A 22,159-nucleotide genomic window follows, 5' to 3' on the forward strand; every position below is an offset into this window, starting at 1 on the left:
CCAAAGGGAAGTTTTGACGAAGGATTTACAGGAATGGCGACCGTCGAGAAGATGCCGATGCTGCAAATGGGCTATGACAAGCTCAACGCGCAGCTCCGCGAATTGAAGGCCGAACGGCCGCTGATCGTGGACGCCATCGAGGAAGCCCGTGCCCATGGCGACCTCTCGGAAAATGCGGAATATCATGCCGCCAAGGAGCGTCAGGGCCAGGTCGAAGCGACGATCAACGATCTGGAAGACAAGCTGTCGCGTGCGCAGGTCATCGATCCCAAGACCCTGTCGGGCAACAAGATCATTTTCGGCGCGACCGTCACCTTGATGGACGAAGACGACAAGCCGGTGAAATATCAGATCGTCGGCCAGGCCGAAGCCGATGCCAAGGCCGGCATGATCAGCTATTCCAGCCCGCTTGGCCGCGCATTGATCGGCCGTGAAGTCGGCGATGAGGTGGAGGTGTCTGTCCCATCGGGTGACAAATTCTACCTGGTCGACAAGATCGAGTTCCTCTGACCCCGTGCGCCTGCCGTCGGGCCGCGCCACCAATGGACTGGCGGCGATCAGCGTCGCCGTCTTCCTGGCGCTGATCGCCGCCAATCGGGTCGAGGACGCCGCGATCCTTGGCGGCTTCATCCCCGCGCGGTTCGGCGACCCGGGCCTGCTCGCGGGCATGGCCGCCGTGCCTGCCTGGCTGACGCCGCTCAGCTGCACCCTGGTCCATGCCGGGTGGCTGCATATCGGCTTCAATATGCTGATGCTGGTTTTCTGCGGCCGGCAGGTGGAGCATGTGCTGGGGTGGAGCGGGACGCTCATGCTGTATGGCGTCGGTGCCTATGCGGCCTGTCTGGCGCAATATCTGGTCGATCCGGCTTCCACCAATCCAATGGTCGGCGCCAGCGGCGCCATTTCCGCGATCATCGCCACATATTCGCTGCTCTATAGCCAGCAGCAGGTGCGCAAGGTTGGTCCGCTGTCGGCAAATCTGGTGCGCGTCTTATGGCTGGCCGCCGGATGGATCGCGATCCAGTTGATGATCGGCGTTGCTACGTCGGGGGGCGCCGGCGGGCTGGGCCAGATCGCGATCGCGGCGCATATCGGCGGATTTCTGGGTGGGCTTGCTCTCACTCGTCCATTGTTGCGCTGGCGTTTTCGCAAGAAACCGCGCGCCGTTCACTGAACAAGAAAAACCCGTTCGACCTTGGCGATCGAACGGGCGAAAATTCTTTGAGCTGCCGGCTCAGGCGGTAGGAAGTTCGGGTTCCAGCAAGCGGTGCAGATGCACGATGACATAGCGCATTTCAGCATCGTCAACCGTCCGCTGCGCAGCGCCCCGCCATGCCTTTTCGGCCGACGCATAATCAGGATAGACACCAACCAGATCCACCTGGTTCAGATCCTGAAATTCCAACGTCTGCGGATCCTTGACGCGACCGCCCATCACCAGATGCATTTTGCTCATGGCGTTATCTATTCTCCCTTGGATGATCGCGGAGCCTTAGCATCGTCTCCGCGATCCGCCAAGAAGAGGGACGGGATGCCCTGTTGCGTTCAGCGCAATCGCGATTAGCTTTTGGGCAACCGGGCCTTAACCGCGTCGCTGATCGCATCGACCTTGGCAACCACCAGCGCGGTGACGTCATCGGCCAGCCTGGACGCCTTGGCGCTGAGGTCGGCAGCGGCGAGATTTTCGCGCGCTGACGATGCGGCGTCGCTCGCCGCGCTGTACGCGTCGTCAGCGCGATGACGCAAGCTGTCCGCGCCCTGCGCCGCAAAGGCCTTGGCTTTCGTCAGAACGCCGCCGGCCTTGTGCGTTACGATATCTGCTTCGTCGGACGCGGCGGAACGGGCAGCGGCTGCCGCTTCGACCGCGCGAGCGCCCAATGTTGTGGCCAGTCCGGGAAGCGCCTTCATCGCGCGGCGGCTTTTCGGGAACATCCATGCGACCAGTGCGCCAGCGGCAACCGCGCCTGCAACCGCCATGACGGGATGATCCTGAACAATCTGATTGGCGCGCGTCGCGACGCGCTGCGTCCTGTCACGGGCGTCGGCATAGGCGTCGCCAGCCTTTTCCCGGCTGCTGTTGATCAACTCGCCCGCGCTGTCGCGCGCCTTTCCGCTGGTTTCGCGGATGCGGTCAGACGCATTGGTCGCCGCGTCATTAGCGGCCTCGCGGGCGCGGGAAATCTGTGCGCGAATATCGGCCATCACTCAATCTCCGAATTGTCTATGTCTGTCGTGGAAGCGAACGTATAAGCGGCGCAAAAGTGCCGTGATCGGGCGACGGGCCATGAATAGGCCGAGCGCACCGACGGCCGCGGTGACCGCTATGGGGCGCTGCTGGACCTTCGCACCGACATAGGCGACGCCGTCCAGCGCGGTGGCCGCGACCTTGTCCTTCGCATCCTGCTTCAGTCGCGCGGGAGAAATACGGGCTTTAGCGGCCTGCGCGCTGTCCACAAGGCGCGCACGTTGCGCATCGGCATTGGCGACGGCCGCGCGATAGGCGATCTCGGCCGGCGTCATGGCGCAATCGCCTTCTTCATCCGGCTGATACAGCCCTTCGCGAGCAGCAGCAAAACTATGGCGACGATGATCCCGGCCGCAAATACGGCCAGAGCCGCCCCGAGCGGACCAATCATCGGCTCAAACACGTGGATCAAACCGACAAGAAGCGCTACTAGGCTGGCGAAAATCATCAGGAAGGCAGCGATGCCGAATATCGCTGCATTTCGAACGCCGGCCATGATGAGGCCGAGGCGCAGCTTCTGCTTTTCCGCCTCGGCAGCGGCATAGGCGCGCGCGTCTTCATAGACTCGCTTGAACGCCTCCCCTACCGATTCCTGCCGCGCAGCCTCTTCGGGCCCCTCGGTATGCGGCGTGACCGCCGTTTCCGCTGGCTCTTCAATCAATATACCCTCCGCTGCGCGGGAATGAGCAGGCCCGCCATGCGCGGGCCCAATGCCTTAGGCCTTGTCGTCGGAACCCTTGGCCAAACGCATCAGGACGTAACCGACGACGGCGGCGGCGCCGATCGCCACGGCCGGGCTCTTGCGCACGAAATCGCGCGCTTCGTCCATCAACTGATCGACGTCCTTGCCTTCCAGCGCGGTCCCGGCGCCAGCAACCTGTTCGGCGGCCTGGCGCGCATAGTCGCCATATTGCGGGCCAAGTTTGGCGTCCACGGTGCCGGCGGTGTCGGAAATCAGCTTGGCCAGGCTTTGCATCGCGGTGCCCGTCTTGTCCTTGGCGACGATCGCCGCCGACTTGGCGGTCTTGCCCGCCTGGTCTTTCAACGGATCGACATGGGCTTTCCAATCCACCGAATTGATCTTTTCCTTGGCGGTCTTGGCGGCCTTTTCGGCCTGCGCCTTGATGGGGGCGATCTGCGCGCTCCATTTGCTCTCCGCGCCGTTGCTGCCTTCGTCAGCGGTTGCCCGCGTCGCTGCCGGCTTCATCGGCGCCGCCTCGACCGGTTCGGGAGTGATGACGGTCTTGGCGGCCTTGGCCTTTGCGGGCTTGTCGGCAGCGGGCTTGCGGCCGCGCTTGGCGGGCGGCGTTTCGGGGGTGTCGACCATCGTCCTGTTTCTCCCTTTCGATACAGTGTGTCGGCAGGTGTTCGAGCCCCTAATGCTTCGCGGGCGACTACAGTTCCGTTGCCGTTACATTTTGACCATCGGCATTTTTTGCGCCGGTGCAAGCCCCGCATTGCCATTGGCGCGGTCGCTGGCTAAGCGGAGCGCGAAATCGGCGACCGGCCGCGATGCAGGCCCTTCATTTCAGGAGCGATCATGACCGCCATTCTCGACATTCACGCCCGCCAGATTCTCGACAGCCGCGGCAATCCCACCGTCGAAGTCGACGTCATGCTCGAAGATGGCAGCTTTGGCCGCGCGGCCGTGCCGTCAGGGGCATCGACCGGCGCCTATGAAGCAGTGGAAAAGCGCGATGGCGACAAGACGAAATATCTGGGCAAGGGCGTGCTCCAGGCGGTTGCGGCGGTCAATGACGAGATTGCCGAGCAACTGATCGGACTGGATGCAGAGGATCAGGGCGAAGTCGACGCCGCGATGATCGATCTCGACGGCACCGACAATAAATCGCGTCTGGGTGCCAATGCAATTCTGGGCGTCAGCCTGGCGGTCGCGAAAGCCGCTGCCGATGCACGCGGCCTGCCGCTCTATCGCTATGTCGGCGGCGTCAGCGCGCATGTCCTGCCGGTTCCGATGATGAACATCATCAATGGCGGCGAACATGCCGATAACCCCATCGATTTTCAGGAATTCATGATCATGCCGGTCGGTGCCGACAGCATCGCCGACGCCGTGCGCATCGGATCGGAAATCTTCCATACGCTTAAGAAGGGCCTGCACGACAAGGGGCTTGCAACTTCGGTCGGCGACGAAGGCGGCTTCGCACCCAATATCGCCTCGACCCGCGATGCGCTCGATTTCATCATGCTGTCGGTGGAAAAGGCCGGGTACAAGCCGGGCGACGACGTTGTGCTGGCTCTGGACTGTGCCGCGACCGAATTTTTCAAGAACGGCAAATATGAGATTTCGGGCGAAGGCCTGTCACTTTCGCCGGTGGAAATGGCCGATTATCTCGCTGCCTTGTGCGCCGACTACCCGATCCGGTCGATCGAGGACGGCATGGGCGAGGATGATTTCGAAGGCTGGAAGGCGCTGACCGACAAGATTGGCGCTAAGGTTCAGCTGGTCGGCGACGACCTGTTCGTGACCAACCCCGCGCGCCTTGCCATGGGCATCGGCAAGGGGCTGGCCAATTCGCTGCTGGTCAAGGTCAACCAGATCGGCACGCTGACCGAAACGCTTGCCGCCGTCGATCTCGCCCACCGGTCGCGCTACAGCGCGGTCATGTCGCATCGCTCTGGGGAAACCGAGGATGCGACCATCGCGGATCTGGCCGTCGCAACCAATTGCGGGCAGATCAAGACCGGCTCGCTCGCCCGGTCCGACCGGCTTGCCAAATATAACCAGCTTATCCGCATCGAGGAGGAACTGGGGGATATGGCGGTCTATGCGGGGCGTTCGATCTTCCGCTGAACCGGGGCTTTCATGCCTGAAATGATCGGCTGGCCGCAAGTTGGATATTTTTCGCTTGCGGCCGGGCTTTCGCTGTGATTCCACTAGGCCATGGCGCATATCGCGAAACTCAGACTGTTGCTGGTGTCGGCCTTTGGGCCTGCGATCGCCTTGCTGCTGCTTTTGACCTTTGCCGGCTATGTGGTGCTGGGGTCGAATGGCGTGCTCGCCTGGGGTGACTATAGTCGCCAGCTGCATGGCGCGAAGCTGGAGCTTAAGAAGACGCAGCAGGCGCGCGCGGAATTGCGCAACCGGGTGGACGCGCTCAATCCGCGCCGGGTCGATCCCGATCTCGCTGACGAGCTGGTTCGCCGCCAGCTGGGCGTCATTCATCATGATGAAGTGATCGTGCCGCTCAACTGATACAGCGATTCCATGCGGAGCCGGTACCCGGCGCAACGAATTTGCGTGCCAAGCCGGCAATCCGTAATTTTGCTGCCACGATGTGCGGAAGCGACGCGACCGGCGTTGGATCGGGCCATAAATTCACCGTGTCAGCTATGGATTTTGCCCGGATTCCGTAGTGTGTGCAGTTGCAAACTATGCAACCCTGTCGCTATATCGGGCTTCCTTCCATCCTACCCACGCAAAAGGATAACAGCCTTGGCGAAATCAACGACGCCGCGTGCTTCGAGTGCAAAGGCACAGGCGGCTGCACCCGCCGGAGCGGACCATAATCGGCCGCGCCCCGAAACGCCCTCGGATTACGAAGCCAGCAAGGACGAATTGCTGGACTTCTACAAGCAGATGGTTCTGATCCGCCGTTTCGAGGAAAAGGCCGGCCAGCTTTACGGCCTGGGTCTGATCGGCGGTTTCTGTCACCTCTATATCGGCCAGGAAGCGGTCGCGGTCGGCATCCAGTCGGCGCTCAAGCCCGGCAAGGACAGTGTCATCACCGGCTATCGCGACCATGGGCACATGCTCGCCTATGGCATCGATCCCAAGATCATCATGGCCGAACTCACCGGCCGCGAAGCCGGCATTTCGCGCGGCAAGGGCGGTTCGATGCACATGTTCAGCGTCGAGCATAAATTCTACGGCGGCCACGGCATCGTCGGCGCGCAGGTGTCGCTGGGCGCGGGCCTGGGCTTCGCGCACAAATATAATGACGATGGCGGCGTGTGCGTCGCCTATTTCGGCGATGGCGCGGCCAACCAGGGCCAGGTCTACGAAGCCTTCAACATGGCTGAACTGTGGAAGCTGCCGATCATCTTCGTCATTGAAAACAACCAGTACGCCATGGGCACCAGCGTCAATCGCGCCTCGTCAGAGGATCAGCTCTATCGTCGCGGCGAAAGCTTCCGTATTCCCGGCATTCAGGTCAACGGCATGGACGTGCTCGCTGTGCGCGGCGCGACTGAGGAAGCGCTCAAATGGGTGCAGGGCGGCAACGGTCCCATTCTGCTGGAAATGAAGACCTACCGCTATCGTGGCCATTCCATGTCCGACCCGGCCAAATATCGCTCGCGTGAGGAAGTGCAGTCCATGCGCGACACCAGCGATCCGATCGAGGGCGTAAAGAAATATCTGATCGAGGCTGGCGTTGGCGAGGACGAGATCAAGAGCATCGACCAGAACATCCGCAAGACCGTGAGCGAGGCGGCAGATTTCGCCGAAACCTCGCCCGAACCGGGCATGGCTGAACTCTATACCGACGTGCTGGTGGAGCAATATTAATGGGTATCGCAATCAAGATGCCGGCGCTCTCGCCGACGATGGAAGAGGGCACGCTGGCCAAGTGGCTGGTGAAGGAAGGCGATGAAGTCAAGTCCGGCGACATTCTCGCCGAGATCGAAACCGACAAGGCGACGATGGAATTCGAAGCCGTCGATGAAGGCAAGATCGGCAAGATCATGGTGGCCGAGGGATCGGAAGGCGTGAAGGTCGGCACCGTCATCGCCGAAATGGCGGGCGAGGGCGGTGAGGATGCCGCGCCGGCACCCAAGGCCGAGGAAAGCGCGCCGCCGGCCAAGGCCGAGGCGTCACCCGACGCGCCCAAAAAGCCCGAAAGCGGCACCGCCAATCTGGCCGCCGAGGTCAAGCCTGCCGTGCAGGATCCGGCAATTCCCGAAGGCACTGAATTCGTCAAGACGACGGTGCGCGAAGCGTTGCGCGATGCCATGGCCGAAGAGATGCGCAAGGATGAGCGCGTCTTCGTGATGGGTGAGGAAGTCGCCGAATATCAGGGCGCCTACAAGGTCACGCAGGGCCTGCTCGACGAATTTGGCGGAAAGCGGGTCATCGACACGCCGATCACCGAATATGGCTTTGCCGGCGTCGGCACCGGCGCCGCCATGGGTGGTCTGCGTCCGATCATCGAATTCATGACGTTCAATTTCGCCATGCAGGCGATCGACCACATCATCAATTCGGCGGCCAAGACCAACTATATGTCCGGCGGCCAGATGCGCTGCCCGATCGTGTTCCGCGGTCCCAACGGCGCGGCCAGCCGCGTCGGCGCGCAGCACAGCCAGAATTACGGCCCCTGGTATGCGTCCGTCCCCGGCCTCATCGTCATCGCGCCCTATGACGCAGCCGACGCCAAGGGGCTGCTCAAGGCTGCGATCCGCTCGGAAGACCCGGTCGTGTTCCTGGAGAACGAACTGGTCTATGGCCGCAGCTTCGACGTCCCCAAGCTCGATGATTATGTCCTGCCGATCGGCAAGGCGCGGATCATGAAGCCGGGCAAGGATGTGACGCTGGTCAGCTATTCGATCGGCGTCGGCGTAGCGCTTGAAGCGGCCGAAACGCTGGCGGGCGAGGGAATTGACGCCGAAGTCATTGACCTGCGCACGCTGCGTCCGCTCGATACCGCCACCGTGCTGGAAAGCCTCAAGAAGACCAACCGCATCGTGGTGGTCGAAGAAGGCTGGCCGACCTGCTCTATCGCCTCGGAAATCGCGGCGGTCGTGATGGAAAAGGGCTTTGACGACCTCGACGCCCCGGTGCTGCGCGTCACCAATGAGGATGTGCCGCTGCCTTATGCCGCCAACCTGGAAAAGGCCGCGCTGATCGACGCGGCCCGCGTGGTCGAAGCGGCCAAGAAGGTCTGCTACAAGTAAGACGGGAAGGGCGGCCCCGCCGGGGTCGCCCTTTTTCGATCCGTCACAACCCGGTGACGGATGCGCACTTATTCTTGGGTGGAAAGCGCGAATCCGCCGCCGGCGTCTGGAACTGGGTCGATCGCGCGCGGAACATGGCGTGGCGCGAAAAATCGACCGGCAGGGAGAACATCCGGAACGGCGCGCTGCTGAACACCGGCTGATACCGATAGGTGACCTGCACGTGAAACAGCAGCTCATTTAGCGCCAATGTCCGGTTCCCCGGTAATGTGGCGAGGCTGGTCGACTGGATGCAGCCGACCTCCGGGCTCACGACATATTTGCCGTCGAACCTCTGCCACAGGATGCGGCTTTCGACCACATTGTCCGCATTCGTGTCGGTGCCCTTGACCGCGGTGATCACGATGCGGCCATGATTGCGCAGGTCGAACGGTTGCGCCGTCAGATCGAGGGCCGAAAACAGATCATAAATCTGCGCTTCGCTGGTGCCGATCGCGCCCGCGCCACTTTGCGCCACAAGGTCGGCCGCCATGGTCGTCAGCCTTTGGGTCCGGTTATTCGCCATGACGTAATTCGCCATTTCGATGCCCGACAGCACAAATCCCAGGAACAGGGGCAGGGCCAGGCCGAACTCGACAAGGGCCAGGCCGCTGCGGTCCCGCGCCAGCCTTTGGACAAAGTGAGGCACCCGCATCAGGAGGTCCTTCGCACAACGGATTCGTTGCGGACAACAGTTGATCCGGTCAGCATGATGCTGTCGCCCAGCAGCCATTGCGCGCCCAGAAACCCGAACAGGATGCGCTTGGGAAAGCGCACGGTGTAACTGACGACATCGCCAGGGCCGCCCAGCGTTCCGGTTTTGGGCGTCGCCGCATCCCATTTGCCGTTGGCGTTGCGATCAACATAGGATTCGCCCAGGTCGTAATGGCCGTTTGCGTTCGCGTCCTCATAGGTTTCGGGATGCGCGCTGCTGAAATTTCCATAGACGATCGTTTGCACGCTGACATGCGCGCCGTCGGCCAGGGGGAAATTGCCCATGGCCTGTTCGATGCTTTCTTCCATGAGGGTCGTGCGCTGCGCTTCGGCTGTTTCGAGCGAAGCGGTCGAGATGCGCGCGGCTTCGGTCATTGCGCCTTCCAGCACGACGCGCGCCAACAACATGTGTCCCAGTTCGATTGCGCCGCACATGAGCGTCAGCAACGCGGGGAGGATGATGGCGAATTCGACCGTGGAGACACCCGTCCGGTCTTTGGCAAGGGGGGCGAAATGTCTCATTGGATCAGGTGGAGGTCGACGAGTTCCGCCGCCACGTCCTGGAATGCGCGCCGCAACTCGTCCGTGCTGCTGGTGCGGTATACACGGCCGGGCGCGCAGTTGTTGAATGCCGTATCGATGGCGGAACTGTTGGCGACCAGCGCGATGATGTAGATTTCAGGCGGGTTTGCTTCCCGCTGGATATTGGCGCACGTCTTTTCGAAGCGGCGCAGCATCTGCGTTTCCGAATTTGACTGGTTTGCCGCGATGCGGGAGTCGCTCCACCGACCGTACCAGGTGAAGGTGCGGTCCAGATAGCCGTTTTGGGATTCGCCGATTTCGTTCACGCCATCGGTCATGAATACCAGCGCGCGGCGCGGACGTTCGGTGGTCGGGTTGGCGCGTGTGAACACATCGTCCCGCACCAACAGGCGATAGCCCCATAGCAGCCCCGCATGGTGGATCGTGCCATTGGCCGGATAGATCGCGCCATGCTGATTTGCGATATGGCTGAGATATTCGCTCTTCATCCGTCCATATCGCGGCGGCATGGCCTCTTCGGGACATTGCCAGTTGGGCGAGGGCATCGGCGTCGTATTCTTGCTGCCGGAATCCACCGAACCGCCCAGGGGATTGACCGTCGCGCTCGCCGGGTCCTTCCACACCGCGCCGTCGTAATATTTGGGTATCCGCTTCCAATCGATATACCAGTCATTGCCGGCGCGATTTGCCGCTGACGGAGTATAATAGCTGCCATCCAGGCGCCGGACCACATCGTCGGCCTTGTTGGCATCGCCATTGTTCAAGCCGACATAATAATCATAGAAATATTGCCGATAGAGTTCGGTGCGCGCCAGATAGTCCGCGCCCATTTCACCGAAAGCCGACTTGTCGATCCGGTAGAGATTATTCCCTGGTTCAGTGTTGTAGATACCATAATAGGTGCTGCTAGGGTTGTCGGCGCCCGAGTTGCTTTTCGCGTTTGGCACATACATGGGCGGCACGAAAAAAGGCTCTACGGGCGGATGGCTGCCTTCGCCGGGCAGCGAACGCACCAGATCCCAGGCACCGGTTTCCGACGTCAGGCGATTCTTGTCCACGTCCTTCACCGTCGTATCGGCCATGACGCAGCCTTTCCACGCCAGATAATTGCCGCTGGCATGGCTGGGGACAGACAGGCCGTAGGCGCTCGCACCGGCAAAGCTGTTAAAGCCTTCGACCTTCTTGACCGCGTTGCCGGGCAGCAAATGGCCGACATTGACGGTCACGTCATAGCCGATGAAGCCCATGGCGAGATCGCGCCGGCTCGATGCACCCTGGTGAAGGATGTCGACGAAGTCATTCGCCGCCTCCTTGAGCGCGACCATCCGCGTCCGGCCGCCCGACAGGTTGGCTTTCATCGAGCCGGTGTCGTCGAGGACGACCATCACCTCCAGGGGGCGCGGCTGCAATTCGGCCTTGGCGACGGCCTGCATGGTGCGCGGCTGAAACCCGAATATCCGCATGAATGTCATGGGCACGATCGCGCGGGCGGTGATGGTGGTCACGTTGATTCCGCCGACGGTCTTAAAATCTGGCGTCAGTTGCAAATTGCTGACGCCCATATAGTCCGACGCGAAATTACCGTAGAAATAGGCGCTCGCCTGCTTGTCGCGCGCTGCTGGCGAGCCATCGGTCACGGCAAAGGCGCGCGCGCCGGCCAGAGCGGCCGCATCCACCCCGGCCTGAAGCTGGGATTTCACCAGGTATAGCCGTCCCGCGTCTATACCCGCGCCCAGAGCGGCAATTACGGGAATGAGCCCTGCGGCCATCAGTGCCAGCGTGGAGCCGCGACGGTCCCCAGCGAGCGGCGCGAGCCTTTCATTGACCTTGCGCCAGCCATTGCGCAGCCCAGTTGTAATCTTCTGACGCGGCAGGTTCATAATCATCCAATCCGGAGTAATATCCTGCGATATGGACGTAATTTCCTAATTTTTGATGTGCGGCCGCTGCAATGAATTGTACGGGAGCGGTGACTCACATGCGCACCAGACGCAATGGCCTGTTCTCGTACGCGCGTAGGGGGCTCGCGCGCTGGCGCGAAGATCAGGACGATGGAGCGAAGCGCCGATATTGGCGGAAGCGAAAAATGCCGGGCGGCAGGCCGCCCAGTCGCGCGTCAGGTGCAGCGGGCGGTGTTCGCCGCCGCCAGATTGCCCGCATTCTTGATCGCCTGATCGGTGCGTTCGCGCACGTTGAAAGCGCTGGAGTATCGGATCACCTTGGGTCCGAAGATGGCGTTGCTGACGATCGGCTGATAGCGGTAGGCGACCTCGACGAACATGACCGCAGTGCCGCTCATCGCCTTCACCTTGGTCGCGGCCGTCGTGCCCGGCCCCATGCCGTCCTTCATGCTGGCGTTGGTCTGGCCATTCCCGGCAACGCCATAGCTGGACGTGAAGGCGCCATTGCCCCAGCAGCGCTGCCAGCGAATATATTGCCCCTCGTTCGGCCCGGTGAGCCCGTTAGGTTCCAGGTCCGACAGGAAGATACGGCCATTCGCCTGAAGCCTGAGCGACTGCGTGGATTGATTGGCGCCGATCATGATTTCATTCACATCGGCTTCGTCGATGGATGTGCGCACGCGTGAGGCATTGTCGGCCACCAGCATCGCGATCTGGCTGATCCGCAGATGGGCCAGGGCCAGATTGGCCGCTTCAAGCCCGCACATGCACAGGATCAGCAGCACCGGCAACGAGAAGGCGAATTCGATCAGCGCCAGGCCGCGATCGTCGCGACGCAACCGGCGCAGGGTCAAGAGCAGGGGCAGGCGCATCCTCGTCATGAGCAGCGGATCGTGGGCGTGGTCTGGTTGGCCCAGGGCTGGTTACGGACCATGGTCGACACCGTCACCGACTGGGTGGCGCTCCATCCCAGCAGCCTGGCCATCGGGAACAGGCGCGGCTGCGACAAGGTCACTTCATAATAGACGATGTCGTCGGCGTTCCCCAGTCCGGTGCTGCCGCCCGATGTGTCGAATACGCCATTGCCATTGGCGTCCTCATAGCAGTCACCGCTATTATAGACGCCCAGCGGCGCTGTATCGGACGTGATCTTCTCCGGTTTGCCGACGCGCGAGAAATTATAATAGCTTTTCTTGACGATATGGGGTGGGCTGGCGTTCCTGGCGGTGATGGCCGACATCTGCTGGGTGATATAGGCATCGAATTGCGCGCCATTGAGCGTGCCGACGGACGCGGCGCGCGCGGCCTTTTCAAGGACGCCGCGGGCGACCGCGTGCCAATAGGCTTGATAGCCCAAGTCGCCGATCGCCATGATCGTGAGCATGAGCGGCGGCGCGACAAAGCCGAATTCCAGCAGCGTGACGCCACGCGCATCGCGGCGCAGGCGCATCAGCTTCGATGCGATCCGCCCGATCATTGCGACACCCGCAGACCGCCGATATTCTTGGCGATGTCCTTGAACTTCTGGCTCAGCGACGTGGCGTCATAGGCCATGGTCCAGTGGTTCGAACTGGTGGCGCAATTTTGCAGGGGGGTCTGGATATTTCCTTCGGACTGGTTGCGGAACCCGATGACCCAGATGGTGATGCCCTTGGCCTTGATAGCATTGCACAGCATCTGAAGACGCGTGTTATGGATAGCGGTCAGGTCGGTATCGCTGGTGTTTCCCGGCGCCACCCGCGCATCGAGTTGCTGATATCCATAGGCGCCATAGACCTGCTGATAGGCGCTCATGTCGCCGTCGGTCATGAACACGATATGGCGCGAGATGTTGAAGCCGTTGGGCGCGCTGTTGTTGTCGCTGGCAAAAATGCCTTTGGGCGACAGGAAGCGCGCGCCCCACAACATGCCGATGTCATGATAAGTGCCGCCGACCGCGATCAGGTTGTCGATATAGCTGTTGAAGCTGCTCGACTGGCCCGTGGGCGTGCTTGTCCGATTGGTGTAGCTGGTCAGTCTGCGCGACTGGCTTGGGCAGGCGTTCCACCCGCCATCCTTGCGCGACTGCGTGTTGAGCCAGGTGCCCGACGAACCGCCACTGCGGGTGAATTCGACATCGGGCCAGTGCGGACGCCATTTGGTGCCCTTTTGCGTCGGATCGGGCAGAGCATCGATGTTGAGATCCTGCGCGTTTGACGGCGTGCTGCTTGTCGATGTGCTGGCGGTGATATTGCTGTCGGTATCCCGTTCCTCGATGCAACCCGCCCATGTCGATGTGGGCGCCACGACATTGCCGCTGGAATCGGTCGGCACGCTGGCGTCATAGGTGGGGTTGGCGACGGCGTTGCCGGTAATGAAGGATGATACCGTCAGCGGGAATTTGCCATATTCCCAACTCTTCTGCGGCGTCTGTGTGCTGCTGTCCGTCTTGGTCTCGACATAACTGCTATATTGCCGACGGGTGATGACGCACTGGCTGGGCTTTGCGGCGACATAGACCAGATTCCAGCCCTGCCACTGCCAGCCTCCAGCGACAGCCGGGGTATAGGTCGCATTATAGGCATAGCCATTGGTCGTGCGCGTCGTGACCGTGGTGGTGGTGCGAACACCCGTGATGGGGTCGGTTGTGGTTCCCGAAGTGGTGTTTACTACTGGTGTTACGCTCGCAGGGGCCACGCATTGCCCTGAAGATTGTCCGGGCGTGCTGCTGTAATTTGTCCAAGCGGAGACAGATCCTGACTGGTAGGTCCAGGCACCGGGGGGACCGTCAACCGGCGCGCCGTAGCTCGTCAGCAGCCGCCGCGTCTGATAATCCCATGTCTCGCCGCTGATACCGCCGACCAGATAGTTGGTCGGCAGCTGATAGCCGACATTGACCGTCGAACTATAGGGCATGAACCCATAACGGATGCGCCCCGTGCTGTTCGATCCCGCGCCCAGCGTGTCGTAGAAATCCTTGACCGCCTGCTTGAGCGCGGCAAGCCGCGTCGTCGAGCCGCCCTTGCCGTCGGAAATGGCATAGGCCATCGACCCGGTGGTATCGAGCACCAGCATCACGTCGGTGTTACCGATGTCGAACCGCGCCTCGCACGTCACCGATAAAGGCAATGTTTCATAGCGGAAAATCTTCATCACCGTGGTCGGCATCGTGGTGGATGCCGTCACCTGCACGGTGGTCGTTTCGCCCGGCTTGCTGCGGATGACGGGCGTGAAAGTCGCGGCCTGAAACGTCCCTTGCGGAAAATTGAAGTCGAAGAATTTCTTGGCTTCGTCCTTGTTGGCCTGGGTCATCGACGATGTCGTCATCGCCCGGCGTCCGGCGAGGGCGGCGGCGTCGCAGGCCTGCTGCATGCGCGCGCGCGCCATATAGGCGCGGCCCATGTCCAGCCCGCCGCCGATCAGCGCCGCCAGCGGGATGATGGCCGCGGCCACCATCGCCATGACATTGCCCTTCTGGTTGCGCGCCAGACGGCTCATAAAGCCTTGGGGATGTGTGTTCATCTTGCCCATCAGTCCGCAATCACCCATGTGACGCCCGACATTCCCTGCATTTGGGCTGGGCGATTTGCGCGCTCCTGCGTGCGCACGCGGGACTTGTTTAGGAGGACAATGCTTAAAATATCGCAAACCGGCCTCGAAAAGCCCCGCTGTGCAGGCCGGTCATGAGTGTCGATTCACTGCTTACGCCGCTGCCGCTACTGCTGTCGGCCCATGCCGGTGCGGACGCGGCGCGCCAACGGGCAATCTGGGCCTTCGACGCCCAATTGGCCAAGGTCGCGCGCACGACGCGTGAGCGGGCGATTGGTCAGATGCGCCTGGCATGGTGGAATGACGTCATCGACGACCCGGCCGGCATCAAAGGGCAGGGGGAGCCGGTCGTGGACGCGCTTCGTGCGACCGGCGGCATGGCCGCGCCGGGCCTTGTTGCGATGATAGACGGCTGGGAAGTGCTGGTGGTGGAGCCGGAGATCGACGCGCAGGGGCTGCGTGATTATGCGGCCGGGCGCGGCGGCGGGCTGTTTCGCGCGCTTGCCGGGCAAGGCGACACGCCCGACTGGCTGGTCGCGGCCGGACAGGTCTGGGCGTTGTGGGACCTTGCCGGCCATGTTGAGGAGGCGGCGCTCGCCGACGCAGCGCTCCGCCTCGCGAGCGAATTGTCGCCGCTGGCCGACGGCGCGCGCTGGCCGACCGCCTGGCGACCGCAGCGCATCGCCTTCACCCTGGCGCGACAGGATGTGATGAAGGGACGCGGCGCGCCGCGTGGAATGCCGCGTGGCCTGGCGTTCAGGCTGTTGCGGATCGCGCTTGTCGGGCGCTGACGCATCGGGTTAGGCTGCGGACGCGCGCGGATGGAGGAGGGCGACGATGGGGCGAATGCTGGCGGGCGGCATGGCGGCATTGCTGCTGATGGCGGGCGGCCTTTTCTGGTGGTCGAGCCGCGCGAGCCAGGCTCCCTTGCCGCAACTGGCCACCGCGCCGCCGCCGCCCGTGATCGAACCGCTGCCCAAAGGGGACCCCAATACCAGAGGAAAACCGCCGCCGATGCCGGCCGAAGCCAGCCCGCAGACCCGTGAGCAGAAGCGCTTCGCCCGCTATGACAGGGACCGCGATGGCGTCATCACCCGGCTGGAAATGATGGGCAGCCGGACCAAGGCGTTCAAGGCGCTGGACAAGGATGGCGACAACCTGCTGTCCTTTGAGGAATGGGCGGTCGCGACGTCCGATCGCTTCGCCAGCGCTGACGCGAACAAGGATGGCAAGCTTACCCCCGCCGAATTCGCCATTACCGCGCCCAAGCGGACGCCGAAGCCCAAGTGCACATGCTAGGCTCTCCGTTCAGTTCGTGCATATTAAGAACCGATGCGCGAGAGTTCTCGACAAGCTCGAACTGAACGGTGTTTATATGTTTAAGCCAATTCCAGTTCGCCCATCCATGCGCCCAGCGACGAGCGCGCGCGCGCGGTATAGGCTTCCTTGCGCTGTTTCTTCTTCACGTCATCCAGCGGCGGAAACAGGCCGAAATTGACGTTCATCGGTTGATAGTCGGCGGTCGCGACATTGCCCGTCACATGGCCAAGCAGCGCGCCCAGCGCCGTGTCGGCCGGCGGCGGCGTCATCTCCCGGCCCAGCAGTTCGGCCGCGGCGAACCGTCCGGCAAGCAGGCCGATGGCCGCGCTTTCGACATAGCCTTCGCATCCCGTCATCTGTCCGGCAAAGCGGATATGCGGCGCGCTTTTAAGGCGCAGCGTCGCGTCCAGCAACTTGGGGCTCTGGATGAAGGTGTTGCGATGCAGACCGCCGAGCCGGGCAAACTCCGCCTTTTCCAGGCCAGGAATGGTGCGGAACAGCTCGACCTGCGCGCCATGTTTCAGCTTGGTCTGAAAGCCCACCATGTTCCAGAGCGTGCCCGATGCATTGTCCTGCCGCAACTGCACCACCGCATAAGGCCAGCGGCCCGTGCGCGGATTGTCGAGGCCCATCGGCTTCATCGGCCCGTGGCGCAGCGTTTCCGGCCCGCGCGACGCCATCACCTCGATCGGCATGCATCCTTCGAAATAGGGGGTGTTGGCCTCCCATTCCTTGAACTCGGTCTTCTCGCCGTCAAGCAGCCCCTGGACGAAGGCCTGATACTGGTCCTTGTCCATCGGGCAATTGATATAATCCTTGCCCTCGCCGCCGCCGGGACCAATCTTGTCCCAGCGATTGGCCATCCAGCATTGGTCCATGTCGATGCTGTCGCGGTGAATAACCGGCGCGATCGCGTCGAAAAAGGCCAGATGCTCCATCCCCGCCGCCTGGCCGATGCTTGTCGCCAGCACCGGCGCGGTCAGCGGCCCGGTGGCGACGATCGTCATGCCTTCGTCCGGCAGCGCGTCGATCCGTTCGCGCACGATTTCGATATTGGGATGCTCGGCCAGCGCGCGCGTGACAGCCTGCGAAAATACATGGCGATCGACCGCGAGCGCCGATCCGGCCGGCACCTTGGCTGGCTCCGCGCTTGCCATGATGAGCGACCCCAGCCGCCGCATCTCCTGATGCAGCAGGCCGACCGCATTCTTGTCGGCATCGTCGGACCGAAAACTGTTGGAACAGACCAGTTCCGCCAGCCCGTCCGTCTGGTGCGCCGGGGTCATGTCCCCCGCGCCGCGCATTTCCGACAGCCGCACGCGAACGCCCGCCTGCGCCAACTGCCAGGCCGCCTCCGACCCGGCCAGCCCGCCGCCAATGATATGCACCTGATGATCGGACATGGTTCGCCTGACTTCGATTATAGCTGCTAAAAAGGGGAGGAGGGGCGCCAGTGGGGCATAAACCCGCCCTGTGCAAGCGCTATAGCCCGTCCCCGCGCCTCAGGCCAAGGGTTCAGGCGCTATGGGCTCAGGCGGCGGTGCGGCTATGGGACAGCCAGGCGCAAATCCCGCTGGTGGCGATCAGGGCGAAGCTCACTGTGCCGGATGAGGTAAACAGGCCTATTGCCCAAACGAAAGCTGCCCCGGTCAGCAGGCCCGCCGCCGCCCAGGCCGGCCGGGCGGACAGGATGTCGAAGCGATCGGCCAAATGATGCATGAGGAAGGTGCCGGCAGCGATCGGCAAGCAGGCCACGAAGGGGCCGAAGATCAAGGCGAAGAGGAAGACTACCGGAATGCCCAGCAATGCCGCCGGCTCCAGGTCGATCGCGTCTGGCAACTCCATATACGCCATGGCCGCCAGGCTGAGCGCGACGCACAAGGGGCCGGCGGTCAGAATGGCCCGGCTGGCGCCACGGAAAGCGGTCTTGGGCGGTTCATACATGGCGACCTCCTACATCGAAAGGGAGGGGCCGCACCGCCGCCCCTCCATGGCGTGTCAGGCTGCCTGCGGATGGCCGTTGGTCAGCCAGCCATTCACCTTGCGCCCGAAATGCGCGATCGCGCCCATGTTGAAAAAGTGCATGCCGCCCAGCACGATAACGGCCAGGCCCACCTTGCCGCTCAGGAAACGGATCGCGTCTGCATAGGTGACGGGTTCCTTACCCAGGCTCAGCGTCAGGGTGATGAAGCCGATATTGACGAGGTAGAAGCCGACGACCAGCAGGTGATTGGTCGACCGCGCCAGCTGCGCATTATGGCCAAAACACTGGACCAGAAACACTTCGCCATTTTTGGACAGGGTGCGCGCGACCCAGATGGTGATCCCGATGGTGATTCCCAGATAGAGGGCATAGGCAGTCTCGACCATGATGCGTCTCCTTTCAAATATTCCGTAATTTCGGTAAATTCAGAAATCCATGGGCGTGAAAACGGATACCACGTCGGCGTTAGCCGCTATTCGCATCCTTCTTTCCGCCGGGCAGGAAGCGGACGACTTTGCCGCCCAGCTTCATCAGCGCGACCAATGTGGGCTTGGGCAGCACGCGCATCTGCTCATACCAATTGCCCAGGGTGGATAGAAACTCGTGCATGCGGGTGATGCGTTCGCGCACATGGGGCGGGCAGGTGGCGTCCTTGGCCAGGCGTTGGGCCAGTTCATTAAGCAGCGCGATGGTCGGGTCGATCTCGCGCCGCTTGCGCTCGGCCGCGATGCGGGTGAGCATTTCCCACAGGTCCAGTTCCGCCACGAAATGGTCGCGCCGGTCGCCCTCGACATGGACGCGCCGAACGATGGCGTAGGACTGCAATTCCTTGAGTGCCGTCGATACGTTGGAGCGGGCGAGCCCGAGCTGGTCGACAATTTCGTCCGCGGGCAGGGGTCGGTCCGACAGGTAGAGGAGGGCATGCACCTGGCTCACCGACCGGTTGACGCCCCACTGCGTCCCCATCTCGCCCCAATGGAGCAGGAACGCCTTGGCATCGGGATGGTCAAGCAGTGGCATGATGTTTCTTTCTGTAAAAACAGAAATAACGGAAGGAATGGGCGCCCGCAAGCGGAAATCGCGTGCATTTGTCGCTTTCGGTGTCGGCGTCAGGCAAAAGGCACGCGCCCGTGACAAATCGGTTCGCATCGGCAACAAAGGGCGGCCTGCCGCGTTCGCCTATGAGATTTGCCTTCTGCCCTTGGAGATTTGCTCATGAAAATCCTGCCTGTCATGCTCGTCCTGCCGCTGGGCGCCGCCCTGTCCGCCTGCGCCACCACCGGCACGGACACTGCCATGCCGGCCGAAGCGCCGATGGCCAGTACCAAGCTCATGGCCGGCGACGGCAGCGCGCGCGGCACCGCGACTGTGACCGAAGCGGCCGACGGGCTGCATGTCCTGGTCAAGGCGCAGGGGCTGACGCCGGGCATGCATGCCGTCCATATCCACACGACCGGCATGTGCACCCCGCCCGACTTCACCAGCGCCGGTGGCCATTGGAACCCGACCAACCGCCAGCATGGCGCGGACAACCCGGCCGGCAAGCATATGGGTGACATGCCCAATATGATGGCCGGGTCGGACGGCATGGGCGAACTGGAATATGTCGTGCCCGGCGGCCTGATTTCGACCGGCTCCATGCCGTTGCTGGATAGCGATGGCGCGGCGGTGGTCATTCACGCGAAAGCCGATGACAATATGAGCGATCCGGCTGGCAATGCCGGCGGCCGCGTGGCCTGCGGCGTGCTGAAGGCCGGCTGAGCGGCCTTCACATCCTCAGATGGCGGGGCACATATCCCCGCCATCGCCATGATAATCCGCCACCGCTTGGTAGCGCGCGCCATTATGTCCCAGGCGGCTTTCGAACAGGGTGAAGCCATCGATACGGAAGGCGGGGGTCGACAGTCCGGCATGAACGGCCAGGAAGCCATCGACCATTGTGCCTCTCCGCCCGAACCGGGCCAATGTTATATGCGGCAGATAGGCGCGTCCCTCCGGCCCAAGCCCCGCGCGGACGCAGGCGCGATCGACCTTGCGATGGAGTTGCGCCAGCGGTTCGCGTGGCTGCACGCCAGCCCATAACGTATCGACAACGCCCCTGCGGTCGAAACTGCCCACCCCCTCGATCCGCACATCGAAGGGCGTGAAACGGATAGCGCCGAGCAGATCGGCCAGGTCATTGGCCCGATGCCGGTCCACCTCTCCTATGAAGCGCAAAGTCAGGTGCAATTGCTCGTCATCCTGCCACCGCGCGCCCTCCACGCCGCCGGCCAACGACAATAAGCGGGCCCGTATCGCTGCGGGCGGACGGATGGCGATAAACAGACGATGCATCGGCGGACTATAGCCCTGCGCGCCCAATGTGCCATATCCGTTCCGGTTTGGCTTGAAGTCGCCGCCATTAGCGCCGATAATGAAGGGACCGGCGACGAACGCCGGCAAAGGAGATGAATTTCATGGCCAACTGGTCCGACCCCCGATCCGGCGTTGCGGGTTTTGGCAACGCCACTGCCGCACGCGGCGAGGCGTTCGACGCCGGGCTGCGCCGCTATATGCTCTCGGTCTATAATTATATGGCGAGCGGCGTGTTGCTGACCGGCATCGTCGCTCTGCTGTTCGCGTCGAGCGGTCTTGCCTATCAGGTACTCGCCGGGCCGGGCATCCTCAAATATATCATCATGTTTGCCCCGCTGGCCTTCGTGATGGTGCTGAGCTTCGGCATCAACCGGCTCTCGACGGCGACGGCCCAGGCGCTTTACTGGGTCTATGCCGCCGTGATGGGCCTGTCGCTCTCGTCAATCTTCCTGGTCTATACCGGAACGTCGATCGCACAGACCTTCTTCGCGACCGCTGCCGCATTTGCGGGCCTCAGCCTGTGGGGCTATACGACCAAGAAGGACTTGTCGGGTTTCGGCACGTTCCTGATCATGGGCGTTGTCGGCCTTCTGGTCGCTAGCCTCATCAACCTGTTCCTGCGCTCCAGCGCGATGGATCTGGTGATCAGCTTCCTGGGCGTGCTGCTGTTCGCGGGCCTCACTGCCTATGACACGCAGAAGATCAAGAGCATCTACGCGCATGTCGCCGGCACCGACATGATGGGCAAGTCGGTCATCATGGGGGCGCTGAACCTCTATCTTGACTTCATCAACATGTTCCTGTTCCTGCTGCGCTTCATGGGCGGCAGCCGCGACTGATCGCACATTTCAATCAAACAGGAAGGCCCGGCGGGACGATCCCGCCGGGCCTTTTTCGTTGTGGGACGACAGGGGGTATCACCCTTCCTTCTGCATCTCCGCGATCAGGGCGTTGTCGATTTCCTTCTGCCGCTGATAGGCGGGGCGTTCCCGCAACCGGCTGGCATAGGCTTCGAATGCAGGGCGGGACGGGATCGACTCGAAGGCGAGGCCCCAGTCCACTTGCGCCCCCACATAGACGTCGGCAGCGGTGAATTGCTCGCCGCAAATCCATGCATCACCCGACACCGCCATTTCCAATGCGTCGATCGCGCCGTCGAAGCTGCCATATCCTGCCATCTTCTCTCGTCCTTCCGGCACGACGAAGCCCAGGGCCTTGTTCGTGACAGCGGCCTCGACCGGCCCGGCGGCAAAGAAGAGCCAGCGATAATAGGCGTCGCGCGCGTCCAGCGGCGGCGCAAGGCCGGCGTCGGGGAAGGCGTCAGCCAGATAGGCGCAAATGGCCGCACATTCCGTGACGACCCGCCCGCCATGCACAATCGCGGGAACCTTGCCCATCGGATTGATCGCGCGATAATCGGCGGCCTTCATGCTGCCGTCGTCGTAACCGAGGAGGATGGTGTTATAGGCTTCGCCAACCTCCTCCAGCATCCAGCGGGCGATCTGCCCACGCGACATGGGATTGGTGTAGAGCGTAAGGTCCAGGGCCATTGCGATGCTCCCGTGATTCATGAGGGCGGCAGAATGGCGCAACCGGATGGTCGGCGCCATCTGT

At 62.4% G+C, this 22,159-nt stretch carries 28 protein-coding genes; 11 read left to right on the forward strand and 17 right to left on the reverse strand.

Features of this window, described 5'->3' with window-relative positions; translation table 11 throughout:
- Positions 1-33 precede the first annotated feature (33 nt).
- The gene (greA, locus tag LL253_RS04330) at positions 34-510 is read left to right on the forward strand and encodes a transcription elongation factor GreA (protein WP_009821420.1); all 477 of its coding nucleotides are present in this window, start codon (positions 34-36) and stop codon (positions 508-510) included.
- A 4-nt stretch (positions 511-514) separates the two neighbouring features.
- Entirely contained in the window at positions 515-1,174 is a 660-nt protein-coding gene (locus LL253_RS04335; protein WP_228226321.1) for a rhomboid family intramembrane serine protease, read from the forward strand.
- Between the two features lie 60 nt (positions 1,175-1,234).
- On the opposite strand, the gene LL253_RS04340 is transcribed toward LL253_RS04335, so the two are convergent.
- The 5 genes from LL253_RS04340 to LL253_RS04360 form a co-directional block, all read right to left on the reverse strand.
- Entirely contained in the window at positions 1,235-1,456 is a 222-nt protein-coding gene (locus LL253_RS04340) for a DUF4170 domain-containing protein (protein WP_009821422.1), read from the reverse strand.
- 104 nt (positions 1,457-1,560) lie between these two features.
- A complete protein-coding gene (locus tag LL253_RS04345) occupies positions 1,561-2,202 on the reverse strand; it encodes a hypothetical protein (RefSeq protein ID WP_228226322.1) in 642 nt (213 codons plus the stop codon).
- Positions 2,203-2,205: 3 nt separating this feature from the next.
- On the reverse strand, positions 2,206-2,520 hold the full coding sequence (locus LL253_RS04350; protein WP_228226323.1) for a hypothetical protein: 315 nt from the start codon (positions 2,518-2,520) through the stop codon (positions 2,206-2,208).
- Entirely contained in the window at positions 2,517-2,906 is a 390-nt protein-coding gene (locus LL253_RS04355; RefSeq protein WP_009821425.1) for a hypothetical protein, read from the reverse strand. The genes LL253_RS04350 and LL253_RS04355 overlap by 4 nt, the downstream gene beginning before the upstream one ends.
- A 54-nt stretch (positions 2,907-2,960) precedes the next feature.
- Positions 2,961-3,572, reverse strand: a complete 612-nt coding sequence (locus LL253_RS04360; protein ID WP_228226324.1) for a hypothetical protein — start codon at positions 3,570-3,572, stop codon at positions 2,961-2,963.
- Between the two features lie 213 nt (positions 3,573-3,785).
- On the opposite strand from LL253_RS04360, the gene eno reads away from it, so the two are divergent.
- The 4 genes from eno (at position 3,786) to LL253_RS04380 (ending at position 8,161) form a co-directional block, all read left to right on the forward strand.
- The gene (eno, locus tag LL253_RS04365; RefSeq protein WP_228226325.1) at positions 3,786-5,060 is read left to right on the forward strand and encodes a phosphopyruvate hydratase; all 1,275 of its coding nucleotides are present in this window, start codon (positions 3,786-3,788) and stop codon (positions 5,058-5,060) included.
- A 90-nt stretch (positions 5,061-5,150) separates the two neighbouring features.
- The gene (locus tag LL253_RS04370) at positions 5,151-5,462 is read left to right on the forward strand and encodes an FtsB family cell division protein (RefSeq protein ID WP_009821429.1); all 312 of its coding nucleotides are present in this window, start codon (positions 5,151-5,153) and stop codon (positions 5,460-5,462) included.
- A 240-nt stretch (positions 5,463-5,702) separates the two neighbouring features.
- Entirely contained in the window at positions 5,703-6,776 is a 1,074-nt protein-coding gene (gene pdhA, locus LL253_RS04375) for a pyruvate dehydrogenase (acetyl-transferring) E1 component subunit alpha (RefSeq protein WP_228226326.1), read from the forward strand.
- The gene (locus tag LL253_RS04380) at positions 6,776-8,161 is read left to right on the forward strand and encodes a pyruvate dehydrogenase complex E1 component subunit beta (RefSeq protein WP_228226327.1); all 1,386 of its coding nucleotides are present in this window, start codon (positions 6,776-6,778) and stop codon (positions 8,159-8,161) included. The genes pdhA and LL253_RS04380 overlap by 1 nt, the downstream gene beginning before the upstream one ends.
- Positions 8,162-8,204: 43 nt before the next feature.
- Here the strand turns inward: LL253_RS04380 and LL253_RS04385 are convergent, their stop codons facing one another.
- The 6 genes from LL253_RS04385 to LL253_RS04410 form a co-directional block, all read right to left on the reverse strand.
- Positions 8,205-8,855 carry a TadE/TadG family type IV pilus assembly protein gene (locus LL253_RS04385; RefSeq protein WP_228226328.1) on the reverse strand — a complete coding sequence of 217 codons (651 nt, stop codon included), beginning with the start codon at positions 8,853-8,855 and terminating at the stop codon, positions 8,205-8,207.
- A complete protein-coding gene (locus LL253_RS04390) occupies positions 8,855-9,436 on the reverse strand; it encodes a TadE/TadG family type IV pilus assembly protein (protein WP_009821433.1) in 582 nt (193 codons plus the stop codon). The genes LL253_RS04385 and LL253_RS04390 overlap by 1 nt, the downstream gene beginning before the upstream one ends.
- Positions 9,433-11,343, reverse strand: coding sequence for a TadE/TadG family type IV pilus assembly protein (locus tag LL253_RS04395; protein ID WP_228220309.1), 1,911 nt, complete (start codon positions 11,341-11,343; stop codon positions 9,433-9,435). The genes LL253_RS04390 and LL253_RS04395 overlap by 4 nt, the downstream gene beginning before the upstream one ends.
- A 230-nt stretch (positions 11,344-11,573) precedes the next feature.
- Positions 11,574-12,239, reverse strand: a complete 666-nt coding sequence (locus LL253_RS04400; RefSeq protein WP_037542166.1) for a hypothetical protein — start codon at positions 12,237-12,239, stop codon at positions 11,574-11,576.
- The gene (locus tag LL253_RS04405) at positions 12,236-12,835 is read right to left on the reverse strand and encodes a TadE/TadG family type IV pilus assembly protein (RefSeq protein WP_009821436.1); all 600 of its coding nucleotides are present in this window, start codon (positions 12,833-12,835) and stop codon (positions 12,236-12,238) included. Before LL253_RS04405 ends, LL253_RS04400 begins: the two co-directional genes overlap by 4 nt.
- Entirely contained in the window at positions 12,832-14,859 is a 2,028-nt protein-coding gene (locus tag LL253_RS04410) for a TadE/TadG family type IV pilus assembly protein (RefSeq protein ID WP_228226329.1), read from the reverse strand. Before LL253_RS04410 ends, LL253_RS04405 begins: the two co-directional genes overlap by 4 nt.
- A gap of 161 nt (positions 14,860-15,020) precedes the next feature.
- Between LL253_RS04410 and LL253_RS04415 the strand changes: the two genes are divergently transcribed.
- Positions 15,021-15,677: a hypothetical protein gene (locus LL253_RS04415; protein ID WP_228226330.1), complete on the forward strand. Its 657-nt coding sequence runs from the start codon at positions 15,021-15,023 to the stop codon at positions 15,675-15,677.
- 46 nt (positions 15,678-15,723) lie between these two features.
- Positions 15,724-16,185 carry an EF-hand domain-containing protein gene (locus LL253_RS04420; protein WP_228226331.1) on the forward strand — a complete coding sequence of 154 codons (462 nt, stop codon included), beginning with the start codon at positions 15,724-15,726 and terminating at the stop codon, positions 16,183-16,185.
- Between the two features lie 80 nt (positions 16,186-16,265).
- On the opposite strand, the gene trmFO is transcribed toward LL253_RS04420, so the two are convergent.
- From trmFO to LL253_RS04440, 4 genes are all read right to left on the reverse strand, one after another.
- Positions 16,266-17,609, reverse strand: a complete 1,344-nt coding sequence (gene trmFO, locus LL253_RS04425; protein ID WP_228226332.1) for a methylenetetrahydrofolate--tRNA-(uracil(54)-C(5))-methyltransferase (FADH(2)-oxidizing) TrmFO — start codon at positions 17,607-17,609, stop codon at positions 16,266-16,268.
- Positions 17,610-17,736: 127 nt separating this feature from the next.
- Positions 17,737-18,150 carry a hypothetical protein gene (locus LL253_RS04430; protein WP_228226333.1) on the reverse strand — a complete coding sequence of 138 codons (414 nt, stop codon included), beginning with the start codon at positions 18,148-18,150 and terminating at the stop codon, positions 17,737-17,739.
- A gap of 54 nt (positions 18,151-18,204) precedes the next feature.
- Complete coding sequence (locus tag LL253_RS04435) at positions 18,205-18,576, reverse strand: hypothetical protein (RefSeq protein ID WP_009821442.1); 372 nt, start codon at positions 18,574-18,576, stop codon at positions 18,205-18,207.
- 79 nt (positions 18,577-18,655) lie between these two features.
- The gene (locus tag LL253_RS04440; RefSeq protein ID WP_228226334.1) at positions 18,656-19,210 is read right to left on the reverse strand and encodes a GbsR/MarR family transcriptional regulator; all 555 of its coding nucleotides are present in this window, start codon (positions 19,208-19,210) and stop codon (positions 18,656-18,658) included.
- Between LL253_RS04440 and LL253_RS04445 the strand changes: the two genes are divergently transcribed.
- Both LL253_RS04445 and LL253_RS04450 read left to right on the forward strand, forming a co-directional pair.
- Positions 19,209-19,409, forward strand: coding sequence for a hypothetical protein (locus tag LL253_RS04445; protein WP_228226335.1), 201 nt, complete (start codon positions 19,209-19,211; stop codon positions 19,407-19,409). The genes LL253_RS04440 and LL253_RS04445 overlap by 2 nt on opposite strands.
- Positions 19,406-19,951 carry a superoxide dismutase family protein gene (locus LL253_RS04450; RefSeq protein WP_228226336.1) on the forward strand — a complete coding sequence of 182 codons (546 nt, stop codon included), beginning with the start codon at positions 19,406-19,408 and terminating at the stop codon, positions 19,949-19,951. The genes LL253_RS04445 and LL253_RS04450 overlap by 4 nt, the downstream gene beginning before the upstream one ends.
- Positions 19,952-19,966: 15 nt before the next feature.
- Here the strand turns inward: LL253_RS04450 and thpR are convergent, their stop codons facing one another.
- Positions 19,967-20,524, reverse strand: coding sequence for an RNA 2',3'-cyclic phosphodiesterase (gene thpR, locus LL253_RS04455; RefSeq protein WP_228226381.1), 558 nt, complete (start codon positions 20,522-20,524; stop codon positions 19,967-19,969).
- 122 nt (positions 20,525-20,646) lie between these two features.
- On the opposite strand from thpR, the gene LL253_RS04460 reads away from it, so the two are divergent.
- A complete protein-coding gene (locus tag LL253_RS04460; RefSeq protein WP_037542641.1) occupies positions 20,647-21,384 on the forward strand; it encodes a Bax inhibitor-1/YccA family protein in 738 nt (245 codons plus the stop codon).
- Between the two features lie 78 nt (positions 21,385-21,462).
- On the opposite strand, the gene LL253_RS04465 is transcribed toward LL253_RS04460, so the two are convergent.
- Positions 21,463-22,095: a glutathione S-transferase family protein gene (locus tag LL253_RS04465; RefSeq protein ID WP_228226337.1), complete on the reverse strand. Its 633-nt coding sequence runs from the start codon at positions 22,093-22,095 to the stop codon at positions 21,463-21,465.
- Positions 22,096-22,159 lie beyond the last annotated feature (64 nt).

The organism is Sphingobium soli (assembly GCF_020782245.1).
Lineage (GTDB): Bacteria > Pseudomonadota > Alphaproteobacteria > Sphingomonadales > Sphingomonadaceae > Sphingobium > Sphingobium soli.